General features: G+C 33.1%; 24 protein-coding genes and 1 other RNA gene. 14 read left to right on the top strand and 11 right to left on the bottom strand.

The features are described from left to right. The first annotated feature begins 2 nt into the window (after nucleotides 1-2). On the top strand, nucleotides 3-929 hold the full coding sequence (locus IEV10_RS11075; RefSeq protein ID WP_188374799.1) for a DUF5694 domain-containing protein: 927 nt from the start codon (nucleotides 3-5) through the stop codon (nucleotides 927-929). Nucleotides 930-941: 12 nt separating this feature from the next. Here the strand turns inward: IEV10_RS11075 and IEV10_RS11070 are convergent, their stop codons facing one another. From IEV10_RS11070 to IEV10_RS11050, 6 genes are all read right to left on the bottom strand, one after another. Beyond that, nucleotides 942-2,519: a hypothetical protein gene (locus tag IEV10_RS11070; RefSeq protein WP_188374798.1), complete on the bottom strand. Its 1,578-nt coding sequence runs from the start codon at nucleotides 2,517-2,519 to the stop codon at nucleotides 942-944. A 73-nt stretch (nucleotides 2,520-2,592) separates the two neighbouring features. Next, a complete protein-coding gene (locus IEV10_RS11065) occupies nucleotides 2,593-3,342 on the bottom strand; it encodes a hypothetical protein (protein ID WP_188374797.1) in 750 nt (249 codons plus the stop codon). Between the two features lie 83 nt (nucleotides 3,343-3,425). Further along, the gene (locus IEV10_RS14430; RefSeq protein WP_308694220.1) at nucleotides 3,426-3,605 is read right to left on the bottom strand and encodes an acyl-ACP thioesterase domain-containing protein; all 180 of its coding nucleotides are present in this window, start codon (nucleotides 3,603-3,605) and stop codon (nucleotides 3,426-3,428) included. A gap of 18 nt (nucleotides 3,606-3,623) precedes the next feature. Further along, nucleotides 3,624-3,815, bottom strand: coding sequence for an acyl-CoA thioesterase (locus tag IEV10_RS14425; protein ID WP_308694212.1), 192 nt, complete (start codon nucleotides 3,813-3,815; stop codon nucleotides 3,624-3,626). A 33-nt stretch (nucleotides 3,816-3,848) separates the two neighbouring features. After that, a complete protein-coding gene (locus IEV10_RS11055; RefSeq protein ID WP_188374796.1) occupies nucleotides 3,849-4,697 on the bottom strand; it encodes a carboxypeptidase-like regulatory domain-containing protein in 849 nt (282 codons plus the stop codon). A gap of 89 nt (nucleotides 4,698-4,786) precedes the next feature. After that, entirely contained in the window at nucleotides 4,787-5,848 is a 1,062-nt protein-coding gene (locus tag IEV10_RS11050) for a glutaminyl-peptide cyclotransferase (RefSeq protein WP_188374795.1), read from the bottom strand. Nucleotides 5,849-5,936: 88 nt separating this feature from the next. On the opposite strand from IEV10_RS11050, the gene ffs reads away from it, so the two are divergent. The 5 genes from ffs (at nucleotide 5,937) to fsa (ending at nucleotide 8,543) form a co-directional block, all read left to right on the top strand. Further along, nucleotides 5,937-6,035: signal recognition particle sRNA small type (gene ffs, locus IEV10_RS11045), an RNA gene on the top strand. A 57-nt stretch (nucleotides 6,036-6,092) separates the two neighbouring features. Continuing rightward, entirely contained in the window at nucleotides 6,093-6,896 is an 804-nt protein-coding gene (locus IEV10_RS11040) for an SDR family oxidoreductase (RefSeq protein ID WP_188374794.1), read from the top strand. 49 nt (nucleotides 6,897-6,945) lie between these two features. Beyond that, nucleotides 6,946-7,353, top strand: coding sequence for a hypothetical protein (locus IEV10_RS11035; RefSeq protein ID WP_188374793.1), 408 nt, complete (start codon nucleotides 6,946-6,948; stop codon nucleotides 7,351-7,353). A gap of 51 nt (nucleotides 7,354-7,404) precedes the next feature. Further along, nucleotides 7,405-7,797: a hypothetical protein gene (locus IEV10_RS11030; RefSeq protein ID WP_188374792.1), complete on the top strand. Its 393-nt coding sequence runs from the start codon at nucleotides 7,405-7,407 to the stop codon at nucleotides 7,795-7,797. A gap of 92 nt (nucleotides 7,798-7,889) precedes the next feature. After that, nucleotides 7,890-8,543 carry a fructose-6-phosphate aldolase gene (fsa, locus tag IEV10_RS11025; RefSeq protein ID WP_188374791.1) on the top strand — a complete coding sequence of 218 codons (654 nt, stop codon included), beginning with the start codon at nucleotides 7,890-7,892 and terminating at the stop codon, nucleotides 8,541-8,543. Between the two features lie 36 nt (nucleotides 8,544-8,579). Here the strand turns inward: fsa and IEV10_RS11020 are convergent, their stop codons facing one another. Further along, a complete protein-coding gene (locus IEV10_RS11020) occupies nucleotides 8,580-10,025 on the bottom strand; it encodes a TlpA family protein disulfide reductase (protein ID WP_188374790.1) in 1,446 nt (481 codons plus the stop codon). A 151-nt stretch (nucleotides 10,026-10,176) separates the two neighbouring features. Here IEV10_RS11020 and IEV10_RS11015 point away from each other — a divergent pair, with 151 nt between their 5' ends. Beyond that, nucleotides 10,177-11,802 carry an ABC-F family ATP-binding cassette domain-containing protein gene (locus IEV10_RS11015; RefSeq protein ID WP_188374789.1) on the top strand — a complete coding sequence of 542 codons (1,626 nt, stop codon included), beginning with the start codon at nucleotides 10,177-10,179 and terminating at the stop codon, nucleotides 11,800-11,802. Nucleotides 11,803-11,886: 84 nt separating this feature from the next. Here the strand turns inward: IEV10_RS11015 and IEV10_RS11010 are convergent, their stop codons facing one another. Together IEV10_RS11010 and IEV10_RS11005 are read right to left on the bottom strand one after the other, a co-directional pair. Next, nucleotides 11,887-12,126 carry a putative signal transducing protein gene (locus IEV10_RS11010; RefSeq protein ID WP_188374788.1) on the bottom strand — a complete coding sequence of 80 codons (240 nt, stop codon included), beginning with the start codon at nucleotides 12,124-12,126 and terminating at the stop codon, nucleotides 11,887-11,889. 75 nt (nucleotides 12,127-12,201) lie between these two features. Continuing rightward, on the bottom strand, nucleotides 12,202-12,921 hold the full coding sequence (locus IEV10_RS11005) for a hypothetical protein (RefSeq protein WP_188374787.1): 720 nt from the start codon (nucleotides 12,919-12,921) through the stop codon (nucleotides 12,202-12,204). Nucleotides 12,922-13,188: 267 nt separating this feature from the next. On the opposite strand from IEV10_RS11005, the gene katG reads away from it, so the two are divergent. Together katG and IEV10_RS10995 are read left to right on the top strand one after the other, a co-directional pair. Then, entirely contained in the window at nucleotides 13,189-15,381 is a 2,193-nt protein-coding gene (gene katG, locus IEV10_RS11000; RefSeq protein ID WP_188374786.1) for a catalase/peroxidase HPI, read from the top strand. A gap of 74 nt (nucleotides 15,382-15,455) precedes the next feature. Further along, nucleotides 15,456-15,926 carry an ankyrin repeat domain-containing protein gene (locus IEV10_RS10995; protein WP_188374785.1) on the top strand — a complete coding sequence of 157 codons (471 nt, stop codon included), beginning with the start codon at nucleotides 15,456-15,458 and terminating at the stop codon, nucleotides 15,924-15,926. Nucleotides 15,927-15,930: 4 nt separating this feature from the next. On the opposite strand, the gene nhaC is transcribed toward IEV10_RS10995, so the two are convergent. Next, on the bottom strand, nucleotides 15,931-17,421 hold the full coding sequence (nhaC, locus tag IEV10_RS10990) for a Na+/H+ antiporter NhaC (protein ID WP_188374784.1): 1,491 nt from the start codon (nucleotides 17,419-17,421) through the stop codon (nucleotides 15,931-15,933). 84 nt (nucleotides 17,422-17,505) lie between these two features. Between nhaC and IEV10_RS10985 the strand changes: the two genes are divergently transcribed. Continuing rightward, complete coding sequence (locus tag IEV10_RS10985) at nucleotides 17,506-18,540, top strand: metal-dependent hydrolase (RefSeq protein ID WP_188374783.1); 1,035 nt, start codon at nucleotides 17,506-17,508, stop codon at nucleotides 18,538-18,540. 2 nt (nucleotides 18,541-18,542) lie between these two features. Here the strand turns inward: IEV10_RS10985 and IEV10_RS10980 are convergent, their stop codons facing one another. Further along, on the bottom strand, nucleotides 18,543-19,757 hold the full coding sequence (locus tag IEV10_RS10980; protein ID WP_188374782.1) for an aminotransferase class I/II-fold pyridoxal phosphate-dependent enzyme: 1,215 nt from the start codon (nucleotides 19,755-19,757) through the stop codon (nucleotides 18,543-18,545). A 160-nt stretch (nucleotides 19,758-19,917) separates the two neighbouring features. Between IEV10_RS10980 and IEV10_RS10975 the strand changes: the two genes are divergently transcribed. The 4 genes from IEV10_RS10975 to lpdA all read left to right on the top strand — a co-directional run bounded on the left by IEV10_RS10975 (nucleotide 19,918) and on the right by lpdA (nucleotide 24,201). After that, complete coding sequence (locus tag IEV10_RS10975) at nucleotides 19,918-20,376, top strand: Lrp/AsnC family transcriptional regulator (protein WP_188374781.1); 459 nt, start codon at nucleotides 19,918-19,920, stop codon at nucleotides 20,374-20,376. 3 nt (nucleotides 20,377-20,379) lie between these two features. Continuing rightward, nucleotides 20,380-21,006 carry a CPBP family intramembrane glutamic endopeptidase gene (locus IEV10_RS10970; protein ID WP_188374780.1) on the top strand — a complete coding sequence of 209 codons (627 nt, stop codon included), beginning with the start codon at nucleotides 20,380-20,382 and terminating at the stop codon, nucleotides 21,004-21,006. Between the two features lie 87 nt (nucleotides 21,007-21,093). Beyond that, entirely contained in the window at nucleotides 21,094-22,698 is a 1,605-nt protein-coding gene (locus IEV10_RS10965) for a S41 family peptidase (RefSeq protein ID WP_229719691.1), read from the top strand. A gap of 96 nt (nucleotides 22,699-22,794) precedes the next feature. Then, on the top strand, nucleotides 22,795-24,201 hold the full coding sequence (gene lpdA, locus IEV10_RS10960; protein ID WP_188374779.1) for a dihydrolipoyl dehydrogenase: 1,407 nt from the start codon (nucleotides 22,795-22,797) through the stop codon (nucleotides 24,199-24,201). Nucleotides 24,202-24,262: the final 61 nt, after the last annotated feature.

The following is a 24,262-nucleotide window of genomic DNA, read 5'->3' as shown; positions in this document are numbered from 1 at the left end:
TCATGAAAAACTTATCTAAATTATTAGTGTTATTCCTAACACTTCACCTTAATAATGTATTAGGACAAGAGCAACAGGAAATTCTTATTGTTGGAGATATGCACCAATTACCTGGAATTGTAAAACGTGCCTACAAACCTATGTTAAAGAAGATATTAAAGTATAATCCAGAATTAATTATGGCGGAGTATTCCAAAACAGGAGATACAGCAGCTATGGGCGAATGGAATTCTAAATTTAAAGAGGCATACTTAGAAAAAAAGAAGTCTTATGCCTACGATAATGAAGAAATAACAAAATTGATTAATACGCCTAATAGAGAATTAGATAGCTTACAATTTAGGAAACTACAAGCGTACTATTTGAGTATAGGAAACCAAGGTAATCACAGAACGTACGGCTATTTTGCAAGACATGGAGCGACAGTAAAGTTTAAGCCTTATGGTAACCAAAATCCAGATTTAACCTTTCAGTTAATGCGCAAACTAGATTTAAAATCAGTTTATGGTGTAGATAGTCATGCAGGTTATCAGGGGTATTGGCCAGCATGGCAACGTGCTATGAAATCAGGAACTAAAGAAGGTAAAAAAGCATTTAAAAAGGCCATACGAAAAGATACATGGGGAAATATTTTTGCTGGCTTGTCTTGGTCATTAGGAAGGTATATAAATAAGCCAAAAACATTAGATTCTTATTACAGAATCAATTCATTGCGATATGAAGGGTTCAGCGGGGATGATTATGAGCTACAACAAAAAAAGTGGGATGATAGAAACGTAAATATGGCTAAAAATATATTAGACGTGTTAAAAGAAAATAACGTAAATCGTAGCGTATTAATTGTCGGTGCAGGACATGCAAAAGCTGTTAGCGAAGAGCTAAAACGTTTAGACTCTAATTTAAAGGTTATTATGTATAATGATTTATAATTCTATATTAAATCAATCCTCAAAAATGACACTTTCATAAGCACCAGCATCAGGAGAAGTGGTTCTTGATGTGTTTAGTAAATCAAACGGGACTTGCATAGAAAATAGAGTACTACCAATACCGTTAGCTCCAGAATCTTCTCCAATACGCATTAGGTTATCGAAAGGTGCTTCAAAATCTGGGTCTTGATTAAAAATGTTACTCTCGTAGAAGTTTGTATCACTAAAAACGTAGTTGTCTGTACCTTCAAGGTTATTGTTATCAAAGCGCAATAAACAGTTGGTAAACTTAAAATTAAACGTATCACCTTGTTGGTCTAAAATAAATTCTGGGTTATCATTACCATAAATAATGCAATTATTAAAATTGGCTTCTAGTAATGGGTTTGTGCCTATTGTAGACTCGTCTAACTGTGTAAAATCATTAAGTAATAATGCAGGAAATTGTCTAAAACTGTTATTCCAGTAATTTGCAATAGTACAATGCGTAAAGTTGTATTTGCCACCAACAGTTCCTGCAAAAGAGGACTGTCCAGAGTTATTAATTACCACGTTTTCTGCAGTAATTGAAGTTGCGCTTCCTAAAAGCCCAAAAGAGCTTGTATTATAAATCTGGGAATTTGTAATTGTCAATTTATCAGTTGGTGCATCATCATTACCTTCAGCTAAAACACCAATTGTAGCATTTTTAATTGTAGCGTAATTAATGGTATTGTTTACGCTGCCGTTAAAAAGATAAACAGTTCCCCATTGTCCTGGGACATCCGAGAAAATAGGTTCTAATCTATCACCTTCAAGAATTACTTCATTTTCTAAGAGCTCTGGGTCTGTACTTGCAGTACCATTAATATTTAGACTTGCATTATTAGTCACCAAAATCCCAGAATCTGCATGAAAATGCACACGTGTTCCAGCTTCCATAGTTAAGGTTTCACCTTCATCTACGGCAGCATATCCATATATGACATAAGGCTTTTCGTTAGTAAAGGTTAATTCTGCATTTGTAAGGAAACGGCCTGGTAACGAAGTTTCGTCAGCCATGCCATCACCATCGACATCAAAACTGAGGTTTTCAAAAGTGGTACTATTGCCTTGAAAATCTGGATATATAAAAACAGCATCTCTCACTAGCGTCACCAAATCTACATCTTGCTGGTTACTTCCACCATCAAATAAAATTCTATCGGTGTATAAAAATTCGTTATTTAGGGATGGGAGAGTAGCAATATCAATTGTAGTTTCAATAAATATAAAAAGGCTGTCATTGGCAAGTAACTCAACGTTTTCAAAAAACTTTCCTTCTTGAGGTGTGTTTTCTTCACCAGTGCCACCATCTACATTTAGTCTATAAAAAGAAGCAGTACCGCGCTCTAACTGTATGGTTGGTATAACAATATCAGTATCACTGCGATTGTAAACTTTTAGATTATAAGTGCTAGAACCAATATTATTAAAAACGGTATCTAAATACACAGTATCTCTAGCAAATTCAAGATTTCCTGTACTTGGAGAAAATTCAAAATCGTTACGACAAGAACTCCAAAAGATTAATAATCCAAAACAGATAAAGAAGTATAACAATCGCTTCATAAAGTGAACATATTATTTCAGGCTAAAAATATAACTTTTCAATTTATGATTTAGTATGGATACAAAAGAATAATCAATCTTTTACTTTTTCTTCGGCCATCTCAACTATTATTAAAAATTCTTGGCTATGCATAGTAAAATCGTTGAGAAGTTGAAGGCGCATATTGTAGTTGAGTTTAGATTCAGGAATTGCCTTCTCCTCTAAGAATTCGTAAAAGAGCGAATGATACTTTTCAGGAACTTTCAAATCTTCCGTCAGCATTTTTTTAGTAAAGAAATTATTTTCAGCAAAAAGTAGCTTGTACTGATTGTATTTTAAAGTATTTGGGATGTTCTTCTTTTTCTTTTTAAAAAGCTTACCAATTAATTTAGCGACTTGTATAAAATCCAAACCATATTTAGGCACTGCATTATATTTTTGAGGCTCTTTCTTTTTGTCGATTGCTATGACCTCTTTTAGGTTAGCATTGAAAGCCTTTTCTCCAAAAAGTTTTGCTTTGGGTTTATCCTTAATATTTATAGGATCTAACTCATTAATTATTTTTTGGAGTTCAAAAACGTATGTGCCTTCAAAATAATCTGGTATAACTATCACCATTATAGGTTTATAAAATACAGATTGAAATGTTAGTGTGTCATTTACATTCGCTTTTAGAGTAAACTCGCCTTGGTCGTTAGTAGCGGTTAATATCTTTTCGGTAATATTTAATACTTTAACACCTTTAACTCTGGCTTCGGCATCGTAAACAATACCATTGATTTCTTGAGCGAATGATAATGTAGAAAGAAAAATGATAACTATAAAGTAGATGTTCTTATACATATATGATGATTAGTTGCTCTGCAATTACGTTTATAATTTTTAGTCTAAGCCCAGATTTTGATAAATTTTAACCTAACAAAATGTTAATTAAACAAGTTAGCGATTTCTGGAGTTATGCGAGTTGGTTTTTGCGTGGTTTTATTCAAAAGGCACCATTTAGTTTCTGAAGTTATAATTAGTTTGTTTGAAGTTTGGTTATACATTTCAACTTTTCTGATTGAGCTAACGCCTTCAGAAGAATTAACATAGGTTTTGATAAGAATTTTATCTCCAAGAAAAGCTTATCCTTTATAATCTATAGTGTGTTTTACTAAAAACCAGTAGTAATTATCTAAAATCTCTTTTGAAGCATTTTTTAACCAATGCGCTTCTGCAATATCCTGAACCCATTGCACATAGCGTACATTATTGACATGATTAAGTTGGTCTAAATCTGTTTGCGCTACTATTATTTCTTTTTGAAAGATTTGCACTAATTATATTTTATAATCAAAAATATGAAATAGTTATGATTGTTTTTTTGATTTTCTTTTTAGCTTTCTTTTCAATTTTTTTGTGAGGCGTTCAGCTTTCCATTTTAAACGCTTTTGTTTGTTTTGTTGCTTCCATTTCGCATTTCTTTTTTTGCGTTTCTCAATTCTTTCTTTTTTTTCTTCAGTGGTTAAATATGGTTCTACATATTCTGAATTGTAGCCAAAAGCTCCACCTACAACAACTATTTCCCCCACAATATCTTCATCCATTTCTACAAGACTTAATTTGTGGTTTGTAGTTTTTGTGATTTTTATTTCTTTAGTTTCAAAGCCTATATAGCTAAAAATTAATATCTCATTGATTTTTGCCTTTATTGAAAAATTTCCATCAAAATCTGTTTGTATTCCTCTACTAGTGCCTTTTACTATTACATTGGCACCTGGTAATGGTAAGTTATCAGAAGCAGATACTATTGTTCCAGATATAACTTTTTCATTTAAAATAGAATGAGCGATTTTGCCTTTTACAGTAGGAACTTTTAAAGTGTCGTTATAAGTAGTCTTAACAGGTTCTGTTTGTGCAATACTTTTTTGAATTCCAACAGATAAAAATGCAAATAGGCCTGACGCTATCCAATTTCTGTAGTTGTTTTTATCTTTTCGAGTAGAAACGATTTCACGATTTAATTGTTGATTTTTAAATCGGCCACAAAGATTACCTTTAGCTTCAAAAGTTTTAACAATTTGCTCATCGGATTGATTTGTAAAATCAATTACAGTTTTTGAACATTTTGAGCAATGACGACCTTTATCACGAGGTGTCATTTTATTCCAATCTTCATGACAAGGTTCTGGAATACTAACAGTGATAGACTTTCTCATGGTTAAATGATTTTATAAATCAAAGAACCATTAAATCATTGTATTTTAAAATAGTTAATGAGTAAACAGGAATTTTTGGTGAGTAAACTTTACTTCTTAGTTATTTTAATTTCAAAAAGTTTATCCCAACGTTTTCCAGTAACAAAAATAGTTTCTGTGTCTGGATTGTAAGCAATACCGTTGAGTACATTATCATCCTTTGAATAATTAGGAATTTGCTTTGTTAATTCGCCCATGTCTATTATACCATCAATAGATCCATTCTTTGGGTTAATTATTATTATAAAGTTGGTTGTGTATAAATTGGCATATATTTTTCCGTCAATCCACTCTAATTCATTTAATCTTCCAACCTTAGCTTTTTTGGTATATACTTCAATTCTATCATCTTCAGTAAGCGTAGATGTATTTAAAGACCATATTTTTTCTGTACCGTCAGACTTGTATAAGGTTTTTCCGTCATTACACAATCCCCAACCTTCTTTACTCTCATTGTATCTAAAGATTCCTAATTTTTCGAAAGTATTGAGGTCGTATATAATTCCAGTATCTGCTTTCCAAGTGAGTTGGTAAATTTTATTATCTAAAATGGTTAAGCCTTCAGCAAAATAACCACTATTTAGATTGAGATTTTTTAAGACTTCCCCAGTTTTATAATCTACTTTTCTAAGTTTAGATTCTCCAAACTGTCCAGTACTTTCATAAAGCGCTCCATTGTGGAATTCTAATCCTTGGGTGTATGAAGTTTCATCATGAGGATAGATATTTATTATTTCTACAGTATAATCAGCCTTGTTATAATTCTTAGTATCAGGGAATGCATATAACTCTGGGTCTTTTCTGTCTAAAACAACCAGATTACTTTTAGCAATAATTGTGTCATTTTCTGAAATAACATTCGCTATTAAATCTTGTTTTCCAAGCTTATTATTAAGTTTTAAATTTTCAGTAATGGTCTCTCCATCTAATAGGTAATTAATAGAGTTAATGCTGACACCATCAGGGTTATTGAGTGATAACTTAACTGTTTCACCAAGTTTGGCTGTATTATTTTTTGCCGATGTTTTTACTGAAAGCTGAGGCTTTTCGCTAGCGCAACCAATTAAAAATACACCTAAAAGTGTGACTACTAAATATTTAAATCTAAACATGAATGGTATCTAATTTTTGGCAAGATATTTATAAAAAATAGGATTAAAAAAATATTGTGAAAGTATTAAAAGGTTGTATCTTTGCAGCCGGCAAGTCCTACACAACCAGCTCCTGCGGAATCCTCCAGGTCGGGAACGAAGCAAAGGTATGCGGTCGTAGCGGTGTGATGTAGGTAGCTTGCCTTTTTTTGTACCCAAAAGTGACGTATAAATTTGTATTTTGCTGACCTAAATTTTCTATTCTATGTCTAAAGTTGTTTTAATTACTGGTGGTTCTTCAGGAATTGGAAAATCTATTGGCGAGTTTTTAAAAGCTAAAGATTTTATTGTTTATGGCACAAGCCGAAACCCTAATAATTACAGTGATAGCCAATTTCCGTTGGTTGCTTTAGATGTTACTAAACCAGAGACTATTGCATCGTGTATTCATAACGTTTTAGAAAAAGAAGGTAGAATTGATGTTTTAGTCAATAATGCTGGTGCAGGAATCACAGGACCAATGGAAGAAATTCCTGATGAAGAAATAAAACGCAATTTTGAAACTAATCTTTTTGGACCAATAAATGTTATTAAGGCTGTTTTGCCAAGTATGCGAGAACAGAAAAACGGTTTGGTTATAAACATTACATCAATAGCAGGATATATGGGTTTGCCATATCGAGGTGTTTATAGCGCTAGCAAAGGTGCATTAGAATTGGTAACAGAAGCTTTTAGAATGGAACTTAAAGCGTTTGGAGTACATATGTGCAACTTAGCACCAGGAGATTTTGCTACTAATATAGCTGCAGGTCGCTATCATGCCCCAGTTTTGGAGAATTCTCCTTATAAAAAGTCTTATGGTGATAGTTTAGAGACTATGGACGCTCATGTAGATTCAGGAGGCAATCCTAATGAAGTCGCAAAAGTGATTTTTAAAATCATAACTACTAAAAACCCAAAGATTCATTATAAGGTTGGCGCTTTTATGCAGAAATTTTCTGTGGTACTAAAAAGAATACTTCCAGATAAGGTTTATGAAAAATTATTGATGAGGCATTATGATTTGTAAATAGTTTTGGTATGTTTTTTGTGACTAGTATCTGAAAATATCATCAGTCATGAAATCAAAAACTACTTTTATCTTATTATTTTCTTTTTTAGCACTTTTATCTTGTGATGAAGCTTTGGAATGTTTATTTGGAGTAAATCCAGAAATTAATGAAACTTCCATTTCTAGTGCTACACTAGACGAAAATTATTTTCAACGCATTACTGCGGAGGTTGATAATGCTGCTAATGATAACTCTTATGATTATTTCTTCGATATCATTGGAGATTTACCACCAGGTGTTGATGCCGTTTTTTTTGCTAGAAGCATAGAACTTATTGGTGTTCCTGAAGAAACAGGTGCTTTTGAATTTACAGTCTTTTTATCTGTAGAGCGCTTTGAGGATGGCTTTTATGACTCTAGTCCAACCTGTAATGATAGTGCTAGAAGAGACTTCACGTTGTTTGTAAATGAGTAATTGATTGCAATCTTTATAAGGGTTATTCCGTTAGTAGTTAAATTACTATTTATGCGTAGTCGTAGAACCAATAGATATTTTATTTTTGCGATAATTGTATGCTTGCTATTGTTTTCTTGTCCATTAATGACACCTGCACCACACTATCATTCATATGAATCAATTGGTAATTCAGAGGTAAAAGCGATTGAAGTTTTTTGCGCACCTAGAGTTAAGGTCTATCATATGTTTTATTCTGAAAACTCGAAAATAGAAGCTTGCTCAAAAGTTTTTAAAGAAGAAACTTGTAGAATTTTGGAAGCAGATACTTTTTTTGACAAAGTAAAATACACTAAGTCCATTAGAATCAATGATGGTCATTTTCATAGGCTATTCTTTAATGATACACTAAAAATGAGTATTGATGATTCTAGCAAAAAACTATTATTTATTCCTGTTGAATAAAAGTTAATTTCTTTTTATTTCAAATTCAATTTAAAGAATCCAATTGTTGTAACTTCGCCGAAATTTAACACAACAATTCAAATTTATAGTAAATGAAATTTTTTATTGATACAGCCAACCTAGAGCAGATTAAAGAAGCTCAAGATATGGGTATTTTAGATGGTGTTACTACCAATCCGTCTTTAATGGCTAAAGAAGGTATTACTGGCCATGATAATATTTTAAAGCATTATATAGATATCTGCAATATTGTAGATGGTGATGTTTCAGCAGAGGTTATCTCTACAGATTTTGATGGTATGGTTAGAGAAGGAGAGGCATTAGCTGAACTACATGACCAGATTGTTATAAAATTGCCAATGATTAAAGATGGTGTTAAAGCATGTAAATATTTTTCTGACAGGGGTATTAAAACTAACGTAACTTTAGTATTTTCTCCTGGGCAGGCATTATTAGCAGCAAAAGCGGGTGCAACTTATGTATCACCATTTATTGGTCGCTTAGATGATATTTCAACAGATGGATTAAACTTAATTGCTGAGATTCGTCATATCTATGATAACTATGCTTTTGAAACTGAAATCTTAGCTGCTTCTGTACGTCATACTATGCACGTTATAGATTGTGCTAAGTTAGGCGCAGATGTTATGACTGGACCTTTAAGTTCAATTTCTGGATTGTTAAAACACCCATTAACTGATATTGGTTTAGAAAAATTCTTAGCAGATTATAAAAAAGGAAATTAGATTTATTTAAAATCTAATAATTATACTAAGGAGCTTTTATTTTAATACGAGCTCCTTTTTTAGTATCATATCTTTAAGAGTATTTTCAAAATCTTTATTAAAGATATTTACATTAGGATTAATAATGTTCGCCTGATTATCCACAACAATCACTTTATAGAGATAGTTTACAGCTAATGTTTTTAAAGCTTGTTTAGGGTTTTTAAAACGATATTCTGTATTCAAATCAAATTTATACTGATGTATTGTTTCTTTCCAGAATTTATCAGGATTATCGTTGATGTTTATAGATATAAAACCCATTTTAGGGAATTGTGCTTTTAATTCTTTTACCCTGTAATGGCTATTCTTGTAGTGCTTCTTTCTGTTTGTTGACCAAAAATAAATTAAGGTAGGTTTATCAACAACTTTTGCAATAGTATATTCTTTGTCATTGACATCTATTAGTTTTAAGTCTGGTAAGCCTTTTCCTGGTTTTAAATTATCTAATGATGCAATAAGGCCATTTAAGTATTTTATATCTTCCTCGCTAGTAGTTTTAGAAAGATAAGACGCCATCATATCATTAATGTTTTCTTTACTATTACTATGATTTATGAACTCTCGAGTTTTATATTTTAGCAAGTTATTCTTTATTATTTCATCTTCAACTAAGCTGTCTACAAGATTCAACTTTGCTTTGTTGTAAGATAATTGACGTCTATCAAATTTACTATGAAAGGCATTATTTTTGTAAAAGGTAGTAACGGCAAGGTTGTCAAAATGAGAAAAGAGATATCTATTATAATCATACATCTCGCTTAAATGCTTCTCATTATAGTTAGTTTTATTTCTAAAAGCATAAAAATCTTCAGGTAAATCTTTTAAGTGTACCATTTTATTCTCCCCAAAGTAGATAAACGGATAAATCTCTTTATCAGCATAATTATGGTAATCGATATTGGCTTGTATCACTGAACTAGCAAAAGCAGAAATAGGCTTTTTTGCTTTAAATCTTTCAAAATGACTTAGTTCTCTTTGATGACGATTAGCGATAAAATTTTCAAAAACTTCAGGCTCTTTTTGGCTATATTTTACAAGCTTGCGAGATTCTTTTTCATTATTCTGAAACGTTTTAATGAGATAGTTGTTTTTATGAGCACCTTCTCCAGTAAAAACAAGAGACTCGTCAAACTCATAGGTGTTAAGACGAATCATAACACTATCCTTTGGCTCTAAAATCACAAACTGAATCTCGCCACCATGCCTAAAAGAATAAACAGTAGGTGTTACATTTTCTATGGTATGACTAAATCTGTTATTAGTATCTAGGAATAACGTATCACTAACTTTTTCTCTTCGGTTATAAAGGATAACTCTGTCACCTTTAGGATTAATAATTTCACCACCAAAAAATGCTGTATCTGTGTCAGATACAGATATGTTTTTACATCCTAAAAAAGAAAATAGGAGTAGGTTAAGAATAATAATTAATCGCCTCATCAGAATAACATTATGCTTTGCAGCATGGACAAAAATATGCCTTGCGTATGTTTTGTGTTGTTAATGCGGCGTTAAATGTTACTATCATTAGTATAAATTTCCTGTAATCACTTAAATTTTCTACTTTTGCCGCCAATTAAAACACCTATAAATGTTATCAGTTTCTAATCTTTCAGTACAATTCGGAAAACGTGTCTTATTTGATGAGGTCAATACGACATTTAATAATGGTAATTGTTACGGTATTATTGGTGCTAATGGTGCCGGTAAATCGACATTCTTAAAGATTTTAGCAGGCAAAATGGATGCGACTTCTGGTCATGTACATTTAGAGTCAGGTAAGCGTATGTCTGTTTTAGAACAAAATCATAATAAGCATGACGAAGACACAGTTTTAGATACGGTTTTAAAGGGAAATAAACCTTTATATAAGTTAAAGTCCGAAATTGATGCCTTATATGCAGATTATACAGATGAGAATGCCGAAAAAATTGGAGAGCTACAGGTACAGTTTGAAGAAATGAACGGTTGGAATGCCGATAGTGATGCAGCTGCTATGTTATCTAACTTAGGTATTAAAGAAGATTTGCACTATACATTGATGGCCGATTTAGACGGTAAGCAGAAAGTAAGAGTATTATTAGCCCAGGCTTTATTTGGAAATCCTGATGTGCTTATTATGGATGAGCCTACCAATGATTTGGATTACGAAACAATCTCTTGGTTAGAGAATTTCTTAGCTAATTACGATAATTGTGTGATTGTTGTATCACACGACCGTCACTTTTTAGATGCAGTTTGCACACATATTTCTGATATAGATTTTGGAAAAATCAATCACTTTTCAGGGAATTACACATTTTGGTATGAGTCGTCTCAATTAGCGGCGAGACAACGTGCACAACAGAACAAAAAGGCTGAAGAAAAGAAAAAAGAATTGGAAGAATTTATCCGTCGTTTTTCTGCTAACGTTGCAAAGTCTAAACAAGCAACGAGTCGTAAGAAAATGATTGATAAATTAAACATATCTGATATTAAACCATCAAGTCGTCGCTATCCAGCTATTATTTTTGAGCGTGATCGTGAGGCTGGTGACCAGATTTTAAATGTGGAAGGATTGTCTGCAAGTTTAGATGGTGAGTTATTATTCAAAAATATTGATATAAACTTAGCAAAAGGCGATAAGGTTGTTGTGTTTTCAAAAGATTCTAGAGCAACTACAGCCTTTTACCAGATACTTAATGGTAAGGAAAAAGCGGATGCTGGAAATTTTGCTTGGGGTGTAACCACAACGCAGTCCTATTTACCACTAGATAACAGTGAGTATTTTCAAGAGAAACAAACCTTAGTTGATTGGTTACGTCAATGGGCACAAACCGAAGAAGAAAGAGAAGAAGTAAATATTAGAGGTTTCCTTGGTAAAATGATTTTTAGTGGAGAGGAAGCGCTGAAAACTGCAGATGTATTATCTGGAGGCGAAAAAGTACGTTGTATGTTAAGCCGTATGATGATGATGCGTGCAAATGTATTAATGATTGATGAGCCAACTAACCATCTGGATTTAGAGAGTATTACTGCGTTTAACAACTCGTTGACAAATTTTAAAGGTACATTATTGGTTACAACTCACGATCATGAGTTTGCGCAAACTGTAGGTAACCGTATTATTGAGCTAACACCAAATGGGGTTATTGATCGTTACATGACCTTTGATGAATATATGAGCGACAAAAAGATAAAAGAGCAGCGTGAAAAGTTGTATGCTGTTAATGTTTAGATAAGATTTAATATTGAATATAAAAAAGGAACGATTTTTAATCGTTCCTTTTTTATTTATTAACTAATTACTAGTGTAATATAATTATGAAGCCTCCATTTCAGCCTTTACACGATTAACAATTTCCATAGCCTTTTCGTATTCGTCTCCACGAACAACCACGTCTTGATGTCCACTATCTAATGAGGCATAGCCGGCAAGCCTTTGAGATTCTGATTCGTCTTTAACAATAGGTATAATACCAATCGATTGCAATTCAGCAATAACACGATTAGCTAAAATAAAATTACCACCATAAACTTTGACATATTCTGAATTTTCCATAACCAAACGATTTAAAAAATAATGTACCTATAAGCTACAAAATTTTAATAAATGTTACAATCTTGTATATGATAATTATGCGTTAAAATACTTACTATCCCAAATAGCTTTATTAAAATTCTTTCCAGCAGCAAAACCATAATAGATAACCATAGCTGCAATAGATTTAAACATAAAAAAGAAAATCATTCCGGCTTGCGATGCGTTAGGCTTGTTAGAAAAAATTCCTTCAGGAAATAAGGCTGTAGCAATTATGCTTACTATAAATGTTGTAAAAATGAGGTTGCCAAAATTTTTGTATGGCCACATCAACAACCTGCGAAATGGATTTAGGTCATTTCCCCATTTGTGCACAAGATAGTAATAGCCATTACCTATTGGTGCAAATAGCAAAGGGTCATCAGCGTTTTCGAGCTTAAATAGTTTCGAAGGTGCTATTATTTTGAAGCCTTTTAGTTCAGTATTATGTCTTTTTTCTAAAGTTTTAATTTTTGAAACAGCCTCATAAGGGAGTTCTCCTTTAAAATATTTACTGTCCAAAAACCGAAGTCTATAATTAACGCAGATGGTTTTTATTTGATCAATATGGTATATATTTTTGGTTTCTAGTAAATCAAATTCAAATTCATTTGAAAATGTTGATATTCCAGATTTAATCGTTTCTAGAATCCTTTCGTCTTTTTTATTGTCTTTTTCTAAGATAGATTTTACATCTTGGAGTATAGAATCTTCAGAATATTTTTTTGTCTTTAAGCGCTGTAGTTTTTCCTCAATGTTGGTCTTTTTCAATAACATAGCGTTTTTTATTTATAAAAATACTAATCAAATCAATCTAGTACAAGTCTTTAACATTTGTGTTCAATTATTATTCAACTTTAGATGACAATCTTTTAAATAACTTAAACAAAAACATTTTTTTATTCGTTAAACCAATGCAAAAACATGTTACTATAGATAATACTTATAAAAAAATAAAGAGATAATATATACTTGCTCAATTGCAGTGCTAATATTTCATAATTTTATGCTGTTAAAATTTAAAATCAAAAAAACTATAATACAATGGATCATAATAACGGAGGAGACCCAAGTCAATGCCCATTTTTAAGTGGAGATCAAAAGAAAACTGCTGGTCGAGGAACTAGCAATAGAGATTGGTGGCCTAATGAGTTAAAATTAAATATACTGCGTCAAAATGCTTCAAAGAATAACCCAATGGGTGAAGATTTTGATTATGCAAAAGCATTTAATAGTATTAACTATGATGAGCTTAAAAAAGATGTTATAGCCTTAATGACAGATTCACAAGATTGGTGGCCTGCAGATTATGGCCACTATGGTGGATTTATGATTCGTATGGCATGGCATAGTGCTGGGACATACCGTGTAGGTGATGGTCGTGGCGGTGCAGGAACAGGAACACATCGTTTTGCACCATTAAATAGTTGGCCAGATAATGGTAACCTAGACAAAGCACGTTTGCTATTATGGCCAGTAAAAAAGAAATACGGTAATAAAATTTCTTGGGCAGATTTAATGATTCTTGCAGGAAACTGTGCTCTAGAATCTATGGGCTTCCCAACTTTTGGTTTTGCAGGGGGTCGTGAAGATGTTTGGGAACCAGAGCAAGATATATATTGGGGTTCTGAAACAGGTTGGTTAGATAATGATGACCGTTACGATACTAGTGATGGTGATTTAGAAGGTCATTTAGGAGCTGTACATATGGGATTAATTTATGTAAATCCTGAAGGCCCTAATGGAAACCCTGACCCATTAAAATCTGCACATGATATCAAGATTACATTTGGTCGTATGGCAATGAATGATGAAGAAACGGTAGCATTAGTTGCTGGTGGGCATACTTTTGGTAAAGCGCATGGAGCTGCAGACCCAGATAAGTATGTTGGTGTTGAGCCGCATGGTGCAGCAATAGAAGAAATGAGCACAGGTTGGAAAAATACATTTCAATCAGGTGTGCTAGATGATACAATTACTAGTGGTATTGAAGGTGCTTGGACACCGAATCCAACACAATGGGATGCTGATTATTTTGATGTGTTATTAAACTACGATTGGGAATTAACTAAAAGCCCAGCGGGAGCACATCAATGGACGCCAACAGCTGCATCTAATGCACGTAGAGCACCTGCAGCTGGCGGAAACGGTACGCAAGCCTTAATGATGACAACTGCAGATATGGCTTTAAAAATGGATCCAGCATACAGAGAGATTTCTGAGCGTTTCCATAAAGACCACAAGGCATTTGAAGATGCATTTGCTAGAGCATGGTATAAGCTAACACATAGGGATATGGGACCAATTCAGCGCTATTTAGGACCAGAAGTCCCAAAAGAAGAATTAATTTGGCAAGACCCAATTCCTGCTGTAGATTATACCTTAAGTGATTCAGATATTGAAGGGTTAAAGAAAATTATTTTAGCTTCTGGATTATCCATTTCTGATTTAGTGAAAACTGCTTGGGCTTCTGCATCTACCTTTAGAGGTTCTGACATGCGTGGTGGTGCAAATGGTGGTCGTTTACGATTAGAGCCACAACGTAGTTGGGAAGCAAATAACCCTACAGAATTAAATCGTGTACTAAATGTTTATGAAGGTATCCAGGAAACGTTTAGTGGAGGTATTTCAATGGCAGACTTAATTGTATTAGCAGGTGCCGCTGGTGTTGAAGAAGCAGCTAGAAATGCAGGTCATAATGTGTCTGTACCTTTTACACAAGGTAGAGGTGATGCTTCTCAAGAACAAACAGATGTTGAGTCTTTTGGATATTTAGAACCTTTAGCGGATGGTTTTAGAAACTATATGAATTCTAAGCTTAATGTAGCTGCTGAAGATTTACTAATCGATAAAGCAAACTTACTAACACTTTCTATTCCACAAATGACGGCTTTAGTTGGAGGTTTAAGAGTATTAGGTGCTAATTTCGATGGTTCTGATTATGGCGTATTTACAGATAATGTGGGTAGCTTATCTAACGATTTCTTTACAAACATCTTGGACTTCACGTATACTTGGAGTGCAACATCTGATAATGACACCCTTTTTGAAGGTCGAGATAGAAGAACTGGTGCTGTAAAATTCAAAGGAACAAGAGCCGATTTAATCTTTGGTTCTAATACAGAGCTTAGAGCAGTTGCAGAAGTATATGGTGCCAATGATGGTGAAGCAAGATTTGTTAACGATTTTGTAGCAGCTTGGGCTAAAGTGATGGACTTAGATAGATATGACTTATAATATTTTTAAATAGATTAAGAGAAAGAGGAATGTATTCTTGTAATGCATTCCTTTTTTATTAAAAACAGATTAAAATGAATGCAATAGATTTATTTTTTGATACGATCCGCAAAGGGTTAAACGACAGGTTAGAATTACAAATAGAAAACAGCCCCGAAGTTGTTAATGCAAAAGACGCTAGAGGTTTTACACCATTAATATTTGCAACCTATTTTGATAATAAAAATGCTGCTGATATATTATTAAAAAATAATGCAGAAATTGATGCTCAGGATGCTTCAGGAAATACAGCTTTACTGGGTGTAAGTTTTAAAGGAAACATTACTATGGCTGAAATATTAATTAGTCATGGTGCTAATATTAATGCCACTAATAACATGGGGACAACCCCGTTAATTTTTGCAACGCTATATAAGCAAAAAGAAATGGTAGATTATTTGATATCTAATGGTGCAGATAAATCTCTAAAAGACCAATCAGGAAAAGCAGCTTTTGATTATGCTTTAGAAAAGCAATTCACTGAAATCGCTAACATTCTAAAATAATTATTTACTTATCCTTCAGCATTTTTATTTTGATTCTAAAAGCTGCAAAAAGTAAAGTCATAAATGGACTAATAATGCTAAAAAATGCAAATGGTATATAAGCTGTAGCGCCAGCATAACCAAATAAAACTTTTGAATGATAGGCGCCACATGTATTCCAAGGTATAAGTACTGAAGTTACTGTACCAGAATCTTCAAGAGTACGACTTAAGTTTTCTGGAGCTAAGCCCTTATCTTCATATGCTTTTTTAAACATTTTACCAGGGACTACTAATGCTAAGTATTGATCAGAAGCGGTAAGATTTAATGCTAAGCAACTAGCTACTGTACTTGCAAATAGACCAAAAATTGAAGTTGCCATTTTTAATAGAGCATCAGTAATTCTTGATAATGCCCCTATAGCATCCATAACACCTCCAAAAACCATAGCACAAACTATTAACCAGATAGTACCTAGCATCCCTTTCATTCCTCCAGCTGTAAATAAATCGTTTAATTCAGAACTAGACGTCGTAACAGCTGTGTCCACTGTTAGTGCATTCATAATACCTTTATATGAAGATTGAAAAGTCAATGATTCAGCTCCAGCTACAGACATCACAATTTCAGGTTGAGCAATAATAGCAGCGATTCCACCTAATAAGGCACCAATTAAAAGAGCAATTAATGGTGGAGTTTTTTTAATAATCATAAAGACAACTATAATAGGAACAATGAATAGCCAAGGGCTAATATTAAATGCTCCGTTTATAGCTTCTAGTTTATCAGCTATTTGCGGAGTCCCAGTTGTGTCTAGATTTAGTCCTATTATAATAAATATGATAAGTGTTATAACAATAGTAGGTATAGTAGTAAGTGCCATATATTTAATATGACTAAATAATTCACCACCAGCCATGGCTGGTGCTAAATTTGTAGTATCACTTAATGGAGACATTTTATCTCCAAAATAGGCGCCGGATAAAACAGCACCAGCGGTCATGCCTAAAGATATTCCCAAAGTTTCTCCAATTCCTACTAATGCAATACCTACTGTTGCAGAGGTAGTCCAGCTACTTCCGGTAGCGATTGAAATTATTGCACATATAATCACACAAGCAGCTAAGAAAATGGTAGGATTTAAAATCTGTAAACCATAATAAATCATAGTTGGTATAATACCGCTAATAAGCCATGTTCCTGCTAAAGCTCCAACCATAAGTAGGATTAATAAAGCACCAGTAGTTGACTTAACATTTTCAGCAATTTCTTCTAACATTTTTTTATATTTCACCCTGTTGAAGAAGCCTACAATAGCGGCTACTGCCGCACCCATTAGTAATATAAACTGATTACTTCCGCTCAATGCATCATCACCATAAACGTATATGTTGTAGGCAAGCATTCCAACCAATGCAATAACTGGAATTAGTGCTTCCCATATATTTAATTCTTTATTGGTTACGATGTTTTGATCGTTTGCTTTAAAGTTGTCTATGTTCTTATCGTCTTGCATTGTTATTAGTTTAGTGACGTAATGTTACGATTTTGTAAAGCCATTTGCAAATGCATTTAGTTGCTTACTTTTGTAATTGTATTTATGGATTCACTCACTCAGATTGTATTAGGAGCTGCTTGTGGAGAAGCAGTATTAGGAAAAAAAATAGGTAACAAAGCATTGTTATTTGGCGCTATTGGTGGTACAATACCAGATTTAGATGTTTTTATAGGACCTTGGTTGTATAGTAACGAAATACAAGCCATGGCGTTTCATCGTGGGTTTATGCATTCTATTTTATTTGCGATTATTGGCACTTTTGTTTTTGGCTGGCTAGTTTACAAACTTTATGATAAAGGAAAAAGAAAAGAATCTACAACTCTAAAAGACTGGCAACAATTATTTTTTTGGTCTTTATTGACGCATCCAATATTAGATTGTTTTACGCCATATGGCACACAACTATTTTATCCGTTTTCTGATTATAGAGTAGCTTTTAATAACATTGCGGTAGCCGATCCATTATACACTACACCATTTTTACTGTGCTTAATTATTTTAATGTTTTTTAATAGAAAAAAACCTCAGCGGCGATTATGGTTAAAACTAGGTATTGGCATAAGCTCGGCTTATATGTTATTTACTATTGGGAATAAGTTCTATGTGAATTCAATTTTTAAAAACTCACTAGCTGTTAGCAATATTGAATTCAATCGATATAGAACACAACCTACCATATTTAATAATATACTTTGGTATGGCGTTGCTGAAACTGATACTGCATTTTACCTAGGATTCTATTCACTTTTTGATAAAAAAAGTAAAGTAAAAGAATGGAAAGTTATTCAAAAAGAAAAGCCACCAATACCAATGGATGATAAGGACTTGTCTACACTATCTTGGTTTAGTGATCAATATTATAGGGTCATAAAAGCAGATGTAGAAGGCGAGTATGTATATAAAGATTTAAGATACTCATTATTAAATCCAGATGATGTGAATTCATCCTTATTTTCTTTTAAAATCCATAAAAATGATAAGCGTTGGGATATGAAAAATAGCAGACCAGAAGTTGATGATGATGCCACCGTCGACTCTGTATTTGGACCTATGATAGAACGATTAAAAGGTAAATAGGCTTAAACCATTTCTACTTCTAAAATTTCTAATTCTGTCATACATTCGTGCATGATTCCAAAGGTACGTTCTATGTCTGCATCTAGCCCAATAGAAAAACGAATCAGCCCATCACTTAGCCCCATTTCTTCTTGTTCCTTTTCAGGAATTTCTGAAGATGTAGAGCTTCCAGGTGCAGAAAATAATGTTTTGTAGAAACCTAAACTTACGGCCAAGTAACCTAAATTTCGCTTTTGCATTAACTCCATAAATGCATTGGCCTTATCTAGAGAACCAACATCTATAGTTAGCATGCCTCCAAAACCATATTCTTGATTCATCATTGACTTAAAAAGGTGATGAGAAGGGTGAGACTCTAACCCTGGATAAACAGTTTTTATACCTAGTTTTTCAAAATTTTTAGCGAGATAATAAGCATTTTTACTATGCTGTTGCATTCTTATATGTAAGGTTCTTAAGTTCTTTAAGACAGAAGCGGATCTTAAACTATCCATAGTAGAACCCAATAACATAGCTGCACCATCATTAACATTACGTAGTTGGTCTATAAACTCTTGAGTACTGCAAACAACACCGCCAACCGTATCACTTGAACCATTAATGAACTTTGTTAAACTATGAATAACGATATCAGCTCCTAATTTTTTTGGAGATATTGATAATGGCGAAAACGTATTGTCAACCACAAGTTTTAAATTATACTTTTTGGCCAATTGTGCCAAACCTTTAATATCTGCAATTTCTAATAGCGGATTACTTACAGATTCGCAATACAAAACTTTCGTCTTTAGTGTGATAGCTGCTTCTACAATATCTAACTTGGTGATATCTACAAAAGAGGTATCAACACCCAGACGAGGTGCAAAATTCTTTAAAAAGGCATAAGTGCCTCCGTAGATAGTTCGACTACTAACGACATGCTCTCCTGCACCACAAAGCTGTAGAAGAACAGGTGTAATAGCACCCATTCCCGAGGCAGTTACAGTTGCTGTCTCTGTGCCTTCCATTGCAGCCAAAGCTTCACCAAGATATAGATTAGAAGGTGAAGAATGACGAGAATATAAATAACAGCCATCGGCATTACCCTCAAAAGTATCAAACATTGTTTTTGCGGATAAAAACGTATAGGTAGATGAGTCTGAAATTGAAGGATTAACACCTCCAAATTCTCCGAAATATTGTAAGTCTTGAATGTTATTTGCTGGTTTGAATGCCATAAAACTGAGTTGTAAATTATTTTCAAAAATGACACTATTTAGAATTAAAGTCAATGATTTTTAATTATAATAGAAAATAAAACAATTAATTATCAATAAATATGATTATTTTTCTAAATTTATAATAGAATATTACATTGAAAGCGAAAAATTTACAGTTATGGTTTTAGATCAAACAGATAAAACATTAATAAGGTTATTACAAAAAGATTGTAAACAAACTACGAAAGCACTGTCTAATGTTTTGGATCTTTCGGTCACAGCAGTGTACGAACGTATTAAAAAACTAGAAAATCAAGGTATAATAAGTAGTTATGTGGCTTTAATAGATAAAGAAAGTGTAGATAAAAGCTTTATTGCATTTTGTCACATCAAGTTAGTGCAGCATTCTCAAGATTATGTGGTTAAGTTTGAACGAGAAGTTGCAAAACTGCAAGAAGTTTTAGAATGTTATCATATAAGTGGTGATTACGATTATATTCTAAAGGTTTTGGTAAAGGATATGCAAGAGTTTCGAGAATTTATGGTTAAAAAATTAACAACCATAGATCATATTGGAAGCACACATAGTATGTTTGTGATTAATGAAGTAAAACACACTACAACAATTACCATTTAGATAATGCAAACAGTAAAGTATAGACTTATAGAACTTTTTATCATTTTTGTCTTAGTACCAACGAGCTTTGCTATTGATTATTCTCCAATTATAAAGCTAATTATTGGCGTATTAGGCTTTGTATATATTTTGTATGTGTTATTGCGTGTTGAACAAATAAAATTTGAAGTCACAAAAGGACTTAATTGGACACGCTTTTGGAAAGTAACATTCATAAAGTTAATTGCAATAGCTATTATTACAACGCTATACATGTGGTTAGTAGATGCTTCAAACCTTTATGTTGTCATAAGAACTAAGCCCATGTTATGGGGGTTTATACTGTTCGTATATTCATTATTTTCAGTATATCCACAAGAATTAATTTATCGCACCTTCTTCTTTGAACGCTATCAATCTCTTTTTCAAAGTAGGACACTTTTTATAATAATTAATGCTGCATTATTTTCTCTAGCTCATATCTTTTTCAAAAACACTTTGGTAATGTTCTTAACGTTTATTGGAGGTATATTATTTGCTTTAACGTATATGAAAACTAAATCAACAGTATTGGTTTCAATAGAGCATGCCATATATGGCTGTTGGCTGTTTACGGTTGGTATGGGTAATATGTTAGGTTTTCCATCATAAATTTATACCTCAGGCAACCTTTGTTTAATAGTTGACGTCTTTATGGGAAAGGCACTATTTTTAATTCATCAATTTAAAGTCATAAAAATGAAGAAATTTTTATTCTTATTAAGCATATCAATTATAGTATCATCTTGCGGAAGTATTGAAAGTTATAATGAAGCTGTTACCAAAATGCACCCTGTTGAAGATTTACGAGAAGATGTAGATAAAGTATACAAACAACTACAACGTCTACATCCTAGACTATATCAATTTACACCAAAGGAGACGTTAGATTTTAAATTTGATAGTTTAAAAACGGCAATTACGTCACCAATGACAAGCCGCACATTTCATAAAGAATTAGCAAAAGTGACTAAGTTTGTTGGTCAGGGACATATGTCTTTATCACCGCCATCAACAAAATTCAATAGGAAACAGCGTAAAGCACGCCGTAAAACAAAGTTTGAAGTTTCTAATTTAGATTTCGAATATTTAGATAAAAAATTAATTATAAGAAATGCTAGGGGAAAAGACTCCGTTTTAATCAATGCAGAAGTCTTAGAAGTTAATGGACAGAATCCTCTAGATTTAATGAAGAAATATAAGAAAACCATCGCTTCAGACGGATACAATACAACCTTTCATGATAGAGTAGCTGGCTATAGATTTTTAGGGTATTATATACAAGACAATGGACGTTTTGATAGTATTACGTTTAAGTTGCGTAATACCGATTCTACATTTATAAAAAAGTATAAGCGTATTGCTAAAGCAGAAAAAAAGAGTGTTGTAGACTCTGCGAAAACAGATTCTTTAAAACAAATTAAACCTAAACTTACTAAAGCAGAAAGAAAGGCAAAAAAGAAAGCAAAAAAGCTAGAATGGAAGCAGAAACGAAAAGATTATAAAAAATACGGTTATAATTACACGACTAAGCTTTATAATAGAAATCTTTCTTTTGTTGGTAAGGATAGTACCACAGCACTTATAAAAATTAGAGGTTTTGGACGTGGTAAATACAAAGATTTTTACGAAGAAACCTTTGCAACACTAGATTCTCTTGGAACAAAAAATTTAGTTATTGACCTTAGAAATAATTTTGGAGGCCGATTAAATGAAATCCGATGGTTCTATTCCTATTTAACGGATAAAAACTTTACGTTAATAAATAAAAGCGAAGCCAATAGCCGTATTCCAATATTAAAAGCATTAATGAGCAATTCTACTTCAGTAGTTACTAAGTTTTTTGCTGGTTTGGCATCTCCATACCTTATTCCTAACAATTTGCTAAGATCCAGTAAAAAAGACGGTCAATTGTATTTTAAATTTAAAGCAGCTAAAGAAAGAGAAGCTAATCCTCTTAATTTTAAGGGAAATATCTATGTATTAATTAATGGTAATTCTTTTTCGGCATCTTCAATTTTGTCAACGCAACTTCAAGGTAGTAATCGAGCGACATTTGTAGGAGAAGAAACTGGTGGTGCGTATAATGGAACAGTAGCGGGATATTATAAAGTTTATGAATTGCCTAATACTAAGATAAGTGCAAGAATTGGTTTAATGCATATCGATTCAAAATTTAAAACATCGCCAGATGGTTATGGTATAAAACCAGATGTTGAGATTATTCCAACGTATCAAGATAGGCTCAATAATATCGACCCAGAATTAGAATGGGTTTTAAATGACATTGAGAAGAAAAAGTAATTCGATTTCTATCAAAATAATGCCTTTTAAAAATTCGTAAATCTTTATTCTAAGTTGTATTTTTGTATCCGTTTTTAATCAGATAAAAAACTTCTTATGAATTCATACGATGTCGTAGTTATAGGTTCTGGTCCTGGTGGATATGTTGCAGCAATTCGTTGTGCTCAACTAGGAATGAAAACCGCAATAATCGAAAAATACTCAACACTTGGTGGTACATGTCTTAACGTAGGATGTATTCCTAGTAAAGCACTTTTAAGTTCTTCTCATCATTATGAGGAAGCAACTAAGCATTTTGCTGACCACGGCATTGAAATTCCTGGAGACATCAAGGTGAATTTAGAAAAGATGATTGCACGCAAGCAAGCCGTTGTCGACCAAACCACTGGAGGTATCGATTTCTTGATGAAGAAAAACAATATCGATGTGTACGAAGGTTTAGGGTCTTTTAAAGATGCAACTCACGTAAACATTGCTAAGGCGGACGGTTCTACTGAAACTATTGAAGCCAAAAATACGATTATTGCAACAGGTAGTAAACCAAGTAACTTGCCATTTATAGAGCTTGATAAAGAGCGTATCATTACATCTACTGAAGCTTTGAAACTAAAAGAAGTACCAAAACATATGATTGTTATTGGAGGTGGTGTTATTGGTCTTGAGCTAGGACAGGTATATTACAGATTAGGTGCGCAAGTAACGGTTGTAGAATATATGGATCGTATTTTACCAACGATGGATGCAGGTTTATCTAAAGAGCTAAATAAAGTTTTTAAGAAAGCTAAGTGTAAGATGATGATGTCTCACAAAGTGCAATCTGTTGAGCGCAAAGGTGATGAGGTTATTGTAAAAGCTGAAAATAAAAAAGGCGAAGTTGTAGAATTTAAAGGCGATTACTGTTTAGTTTCAGTTGGTCGTCGTCCATATACAGATGGCTTAAATGCTGAAGCTGCAGGTGTTAAGATTAACGATAGAGGGCAAGTAGAAGTTAACGAACATTTACAAACATCAGTCTCTAATATTTATGCTATTGGAGACGTCATAAGAGGCGCAATGCTAGCTCACAAAGCTGAAGAAGAAGGTGTTTTTGTTGCTGAAACTTTAGCAAGACAAAAACCACATATCGATTATAATTTAATACCAGGTGTTGTTTACACATGGCCAGAAGTCGCGGCGGTTGGTAAAACAGAAGAAGAATTAAAGGAAGCTGGTACAGCGTATAAAGTAGGTCAATTTCCTTTTAGAGCTTTAGGTCGAGCTAGAGCAAGTGGTGATATTGATGGGTTTGTAAAAATCTTAGCAGATAAAACTACTGATGAGGTTTTGGGCGTGCATATGATTGGTGCACGTTGTGCAGATTTAATTGCTGAAGCCGTAACTGCAATGGAGTTTAGAGCATCTGCCGAAGATATTTCAAGATATTCACATGCACATCCTACATTCGCAGAAGCTGTAAAAGAAGCCGCTTTAGCCGCTACTGATAATAGAGCTTTACATGTTTAAAATTGATTTTCCATTCTGAACCGCAGCACTGGGCTTGTTAAAGTGTTGTTTCAGAATCTTA

The sequence above is a fragment of the Winogradskyella haliclonae genome (assembly GCF_014635865.1).
Taxonomy (GTDB): domain Bacteria; phylum Bacteroidota; class Bacteroidia; order Flavobacteriales; family Flavobacteriaceae; genus Winogradskyella; species Winogradskyella haliclonae.
Note: the sequence above shows the minus strand (reverse complement) of the source record. Positions and strands in the feature narration are given on the sequence as shown.

What these genes read in the sequence shown, in the direction of transcription:
- IEV10_RS10975 (WP_188374781.1), top strand. Translation starts at nt 19,918, where the DNA reads ATGGTTTTAGATCAAACAGATAAAACATTAATAAGGTTATTACAAAAA.
- IEV10_RS11050 (WP_188374795.1), bottom strand. Translation starts at nt 5,848, where the DNA reads ATGTTTAGATTTAAATATTTAGTAGTCACACTTTTAGGTGTATTTTTA.
- IEV10_RS10970 (WP_188374780.1), top strand. Translation starts at nt 20,380, where the DNA reads ATGCAAACAGTAAAGTATAGACTTATAGAACTTTTTATCATTTTTGTC.
- IEV10_RS11010 (WP_188374788.1), bottom strand. Translation starts at nt 12,126, where the DNA reads ATGGAAAATTCAGAATATGTCAAAGTTTATGGTGGTAATTTTATTTTA.
- nhaC (WP_188374784.1), bottom strand. Translation starts at nt 17,421, where the DNA reads ATGCAAGACGATAAGAACATAGACAACTTTAAAGCAAACGATCAAAAC.
- IEV10_RS11055 (WP_188374796.1), bottom strand. Translation starts at nt 4,697, where the DNA reads ATGAGAAAGTCTATCACTGTTAGTATTCCAGAACCTTGTCATGAAGAT.
- IEV10_RS11015 (WP_188374789.1), top strand. Translation starts at nt 10,177, where the DNA reads ATGTTATCAGTTTCTAATCTTTCAGTACAATTCGGAAAACGTGTCTTA.
- IEV10_RS11020 (WP_188374790.1), bottom strand. Translation starts at nt 10,025, where the DNA reads ATGAGGCGATTAATTATTATTCTTAACCTACTCCTATTTTCTTTTTTA.
- IEV10_RS11005 (WP_188374787.1), bottom strand. Translation starts at nt 12,921, where the DNA reads ATGTTATTGAAAAAGACCAACATTGAGGAAAAACTACAGCGCTTAAAG.
- lpdA (WP_188374779.1), top strand. Translation starts at nt 22,795, where the DNA reads ATGAATTCATACGATGTCGTAGTTATAGGTTCTGGTCCTGGTGGATAT.
- fsa (WP_188374791.1), top strand. Translation starts at nt 7,890, where the DNA reads ATGAAATTTTTTATTGATACAGCCAACCTAGAGCAGATTAAAGAAGCT.
- IEV10_RS11070 (WP_188374798.1), bottom strand. Translation starts at nt 2,519, where the DNA reads ATGAAGCGATTGTTATACTTCTTTATCTGTTTTGGATTATTAATCTTT.
- IEV10_RS10965 (WP_229719691.1), top strand. Translation starts at nt 21,094, where the DNA reads ATGAAGAAATTTTTATTCTTATTAAGCATATCAATTATAGTATCATCT.
- IEV10_RS10995 (WP_188374785.1), top strand. Translation starts at nt 15,456, where the DNA reads ATGAATGCAATAGATTTATTTTTTGATACGATCCGCAAAGGGTTAAAC.
- IEV10_RS10985 (WP_188374783.1), top strand. Translation starts at nt 17,506, where the DNA reads ATGGATTCACTCACTCAGATTGTATTAGGAGCTGCTTGTGGAGAAGCA.
- IEV10_RS11030 (WP_188374792.1), top strand. Translation starts at nt 7,405, where the DNA reads ATGCGTAGTCGTAGAACCAATAGATATTTTATTTTTGCGATAATTGTA.
- IEV10_RS11075 (WP_188374799.1), top strand. Translation starts at nt 3, where the DNA reads ATGAAAAACTTATCTAAATTATTAGTGTTATTCCTAACACTTCACCTT.
- IEV10_RS11040 (WP_188374794.1), top strand. Translation starts at nt 6,093, where the DNA reads ATGTCTAAAGTTGTTTTAATTACTGGTGGTTCTTCAGGAATTGGAAAA.
- katG (WP_188374786.1), top strand. Translation starts at nt 13,189, where the DNA reads ATGGATCATAATAACGGAGGAGACCCAAGTCAATGCCCATTTTTAAGT.
- IEV10_RS11065 (WP_188374797.1), bottom strand. Translation starts at nt 3,342, where the DNA reads ATGTATAAGAACATCTACTTTATAGTTATCATTTTTCTTTCTACATTA.
- IEV10_RS10980 (WP_188374782.1), bottom strand. Translation starts at nt 19,757, where the DNA reads ATGGCATTCAAACCAGCAAATAACATTCAAGACTTACAATATTTCGGA.
- IEV10_RS11035 (WP_188374793.1), top strand. Translation starts at nt 6,946, where the DNA reads ATGAAATCAAAAACTACTTTTATCTTATTATTTTCTTTTTTAGCACTT.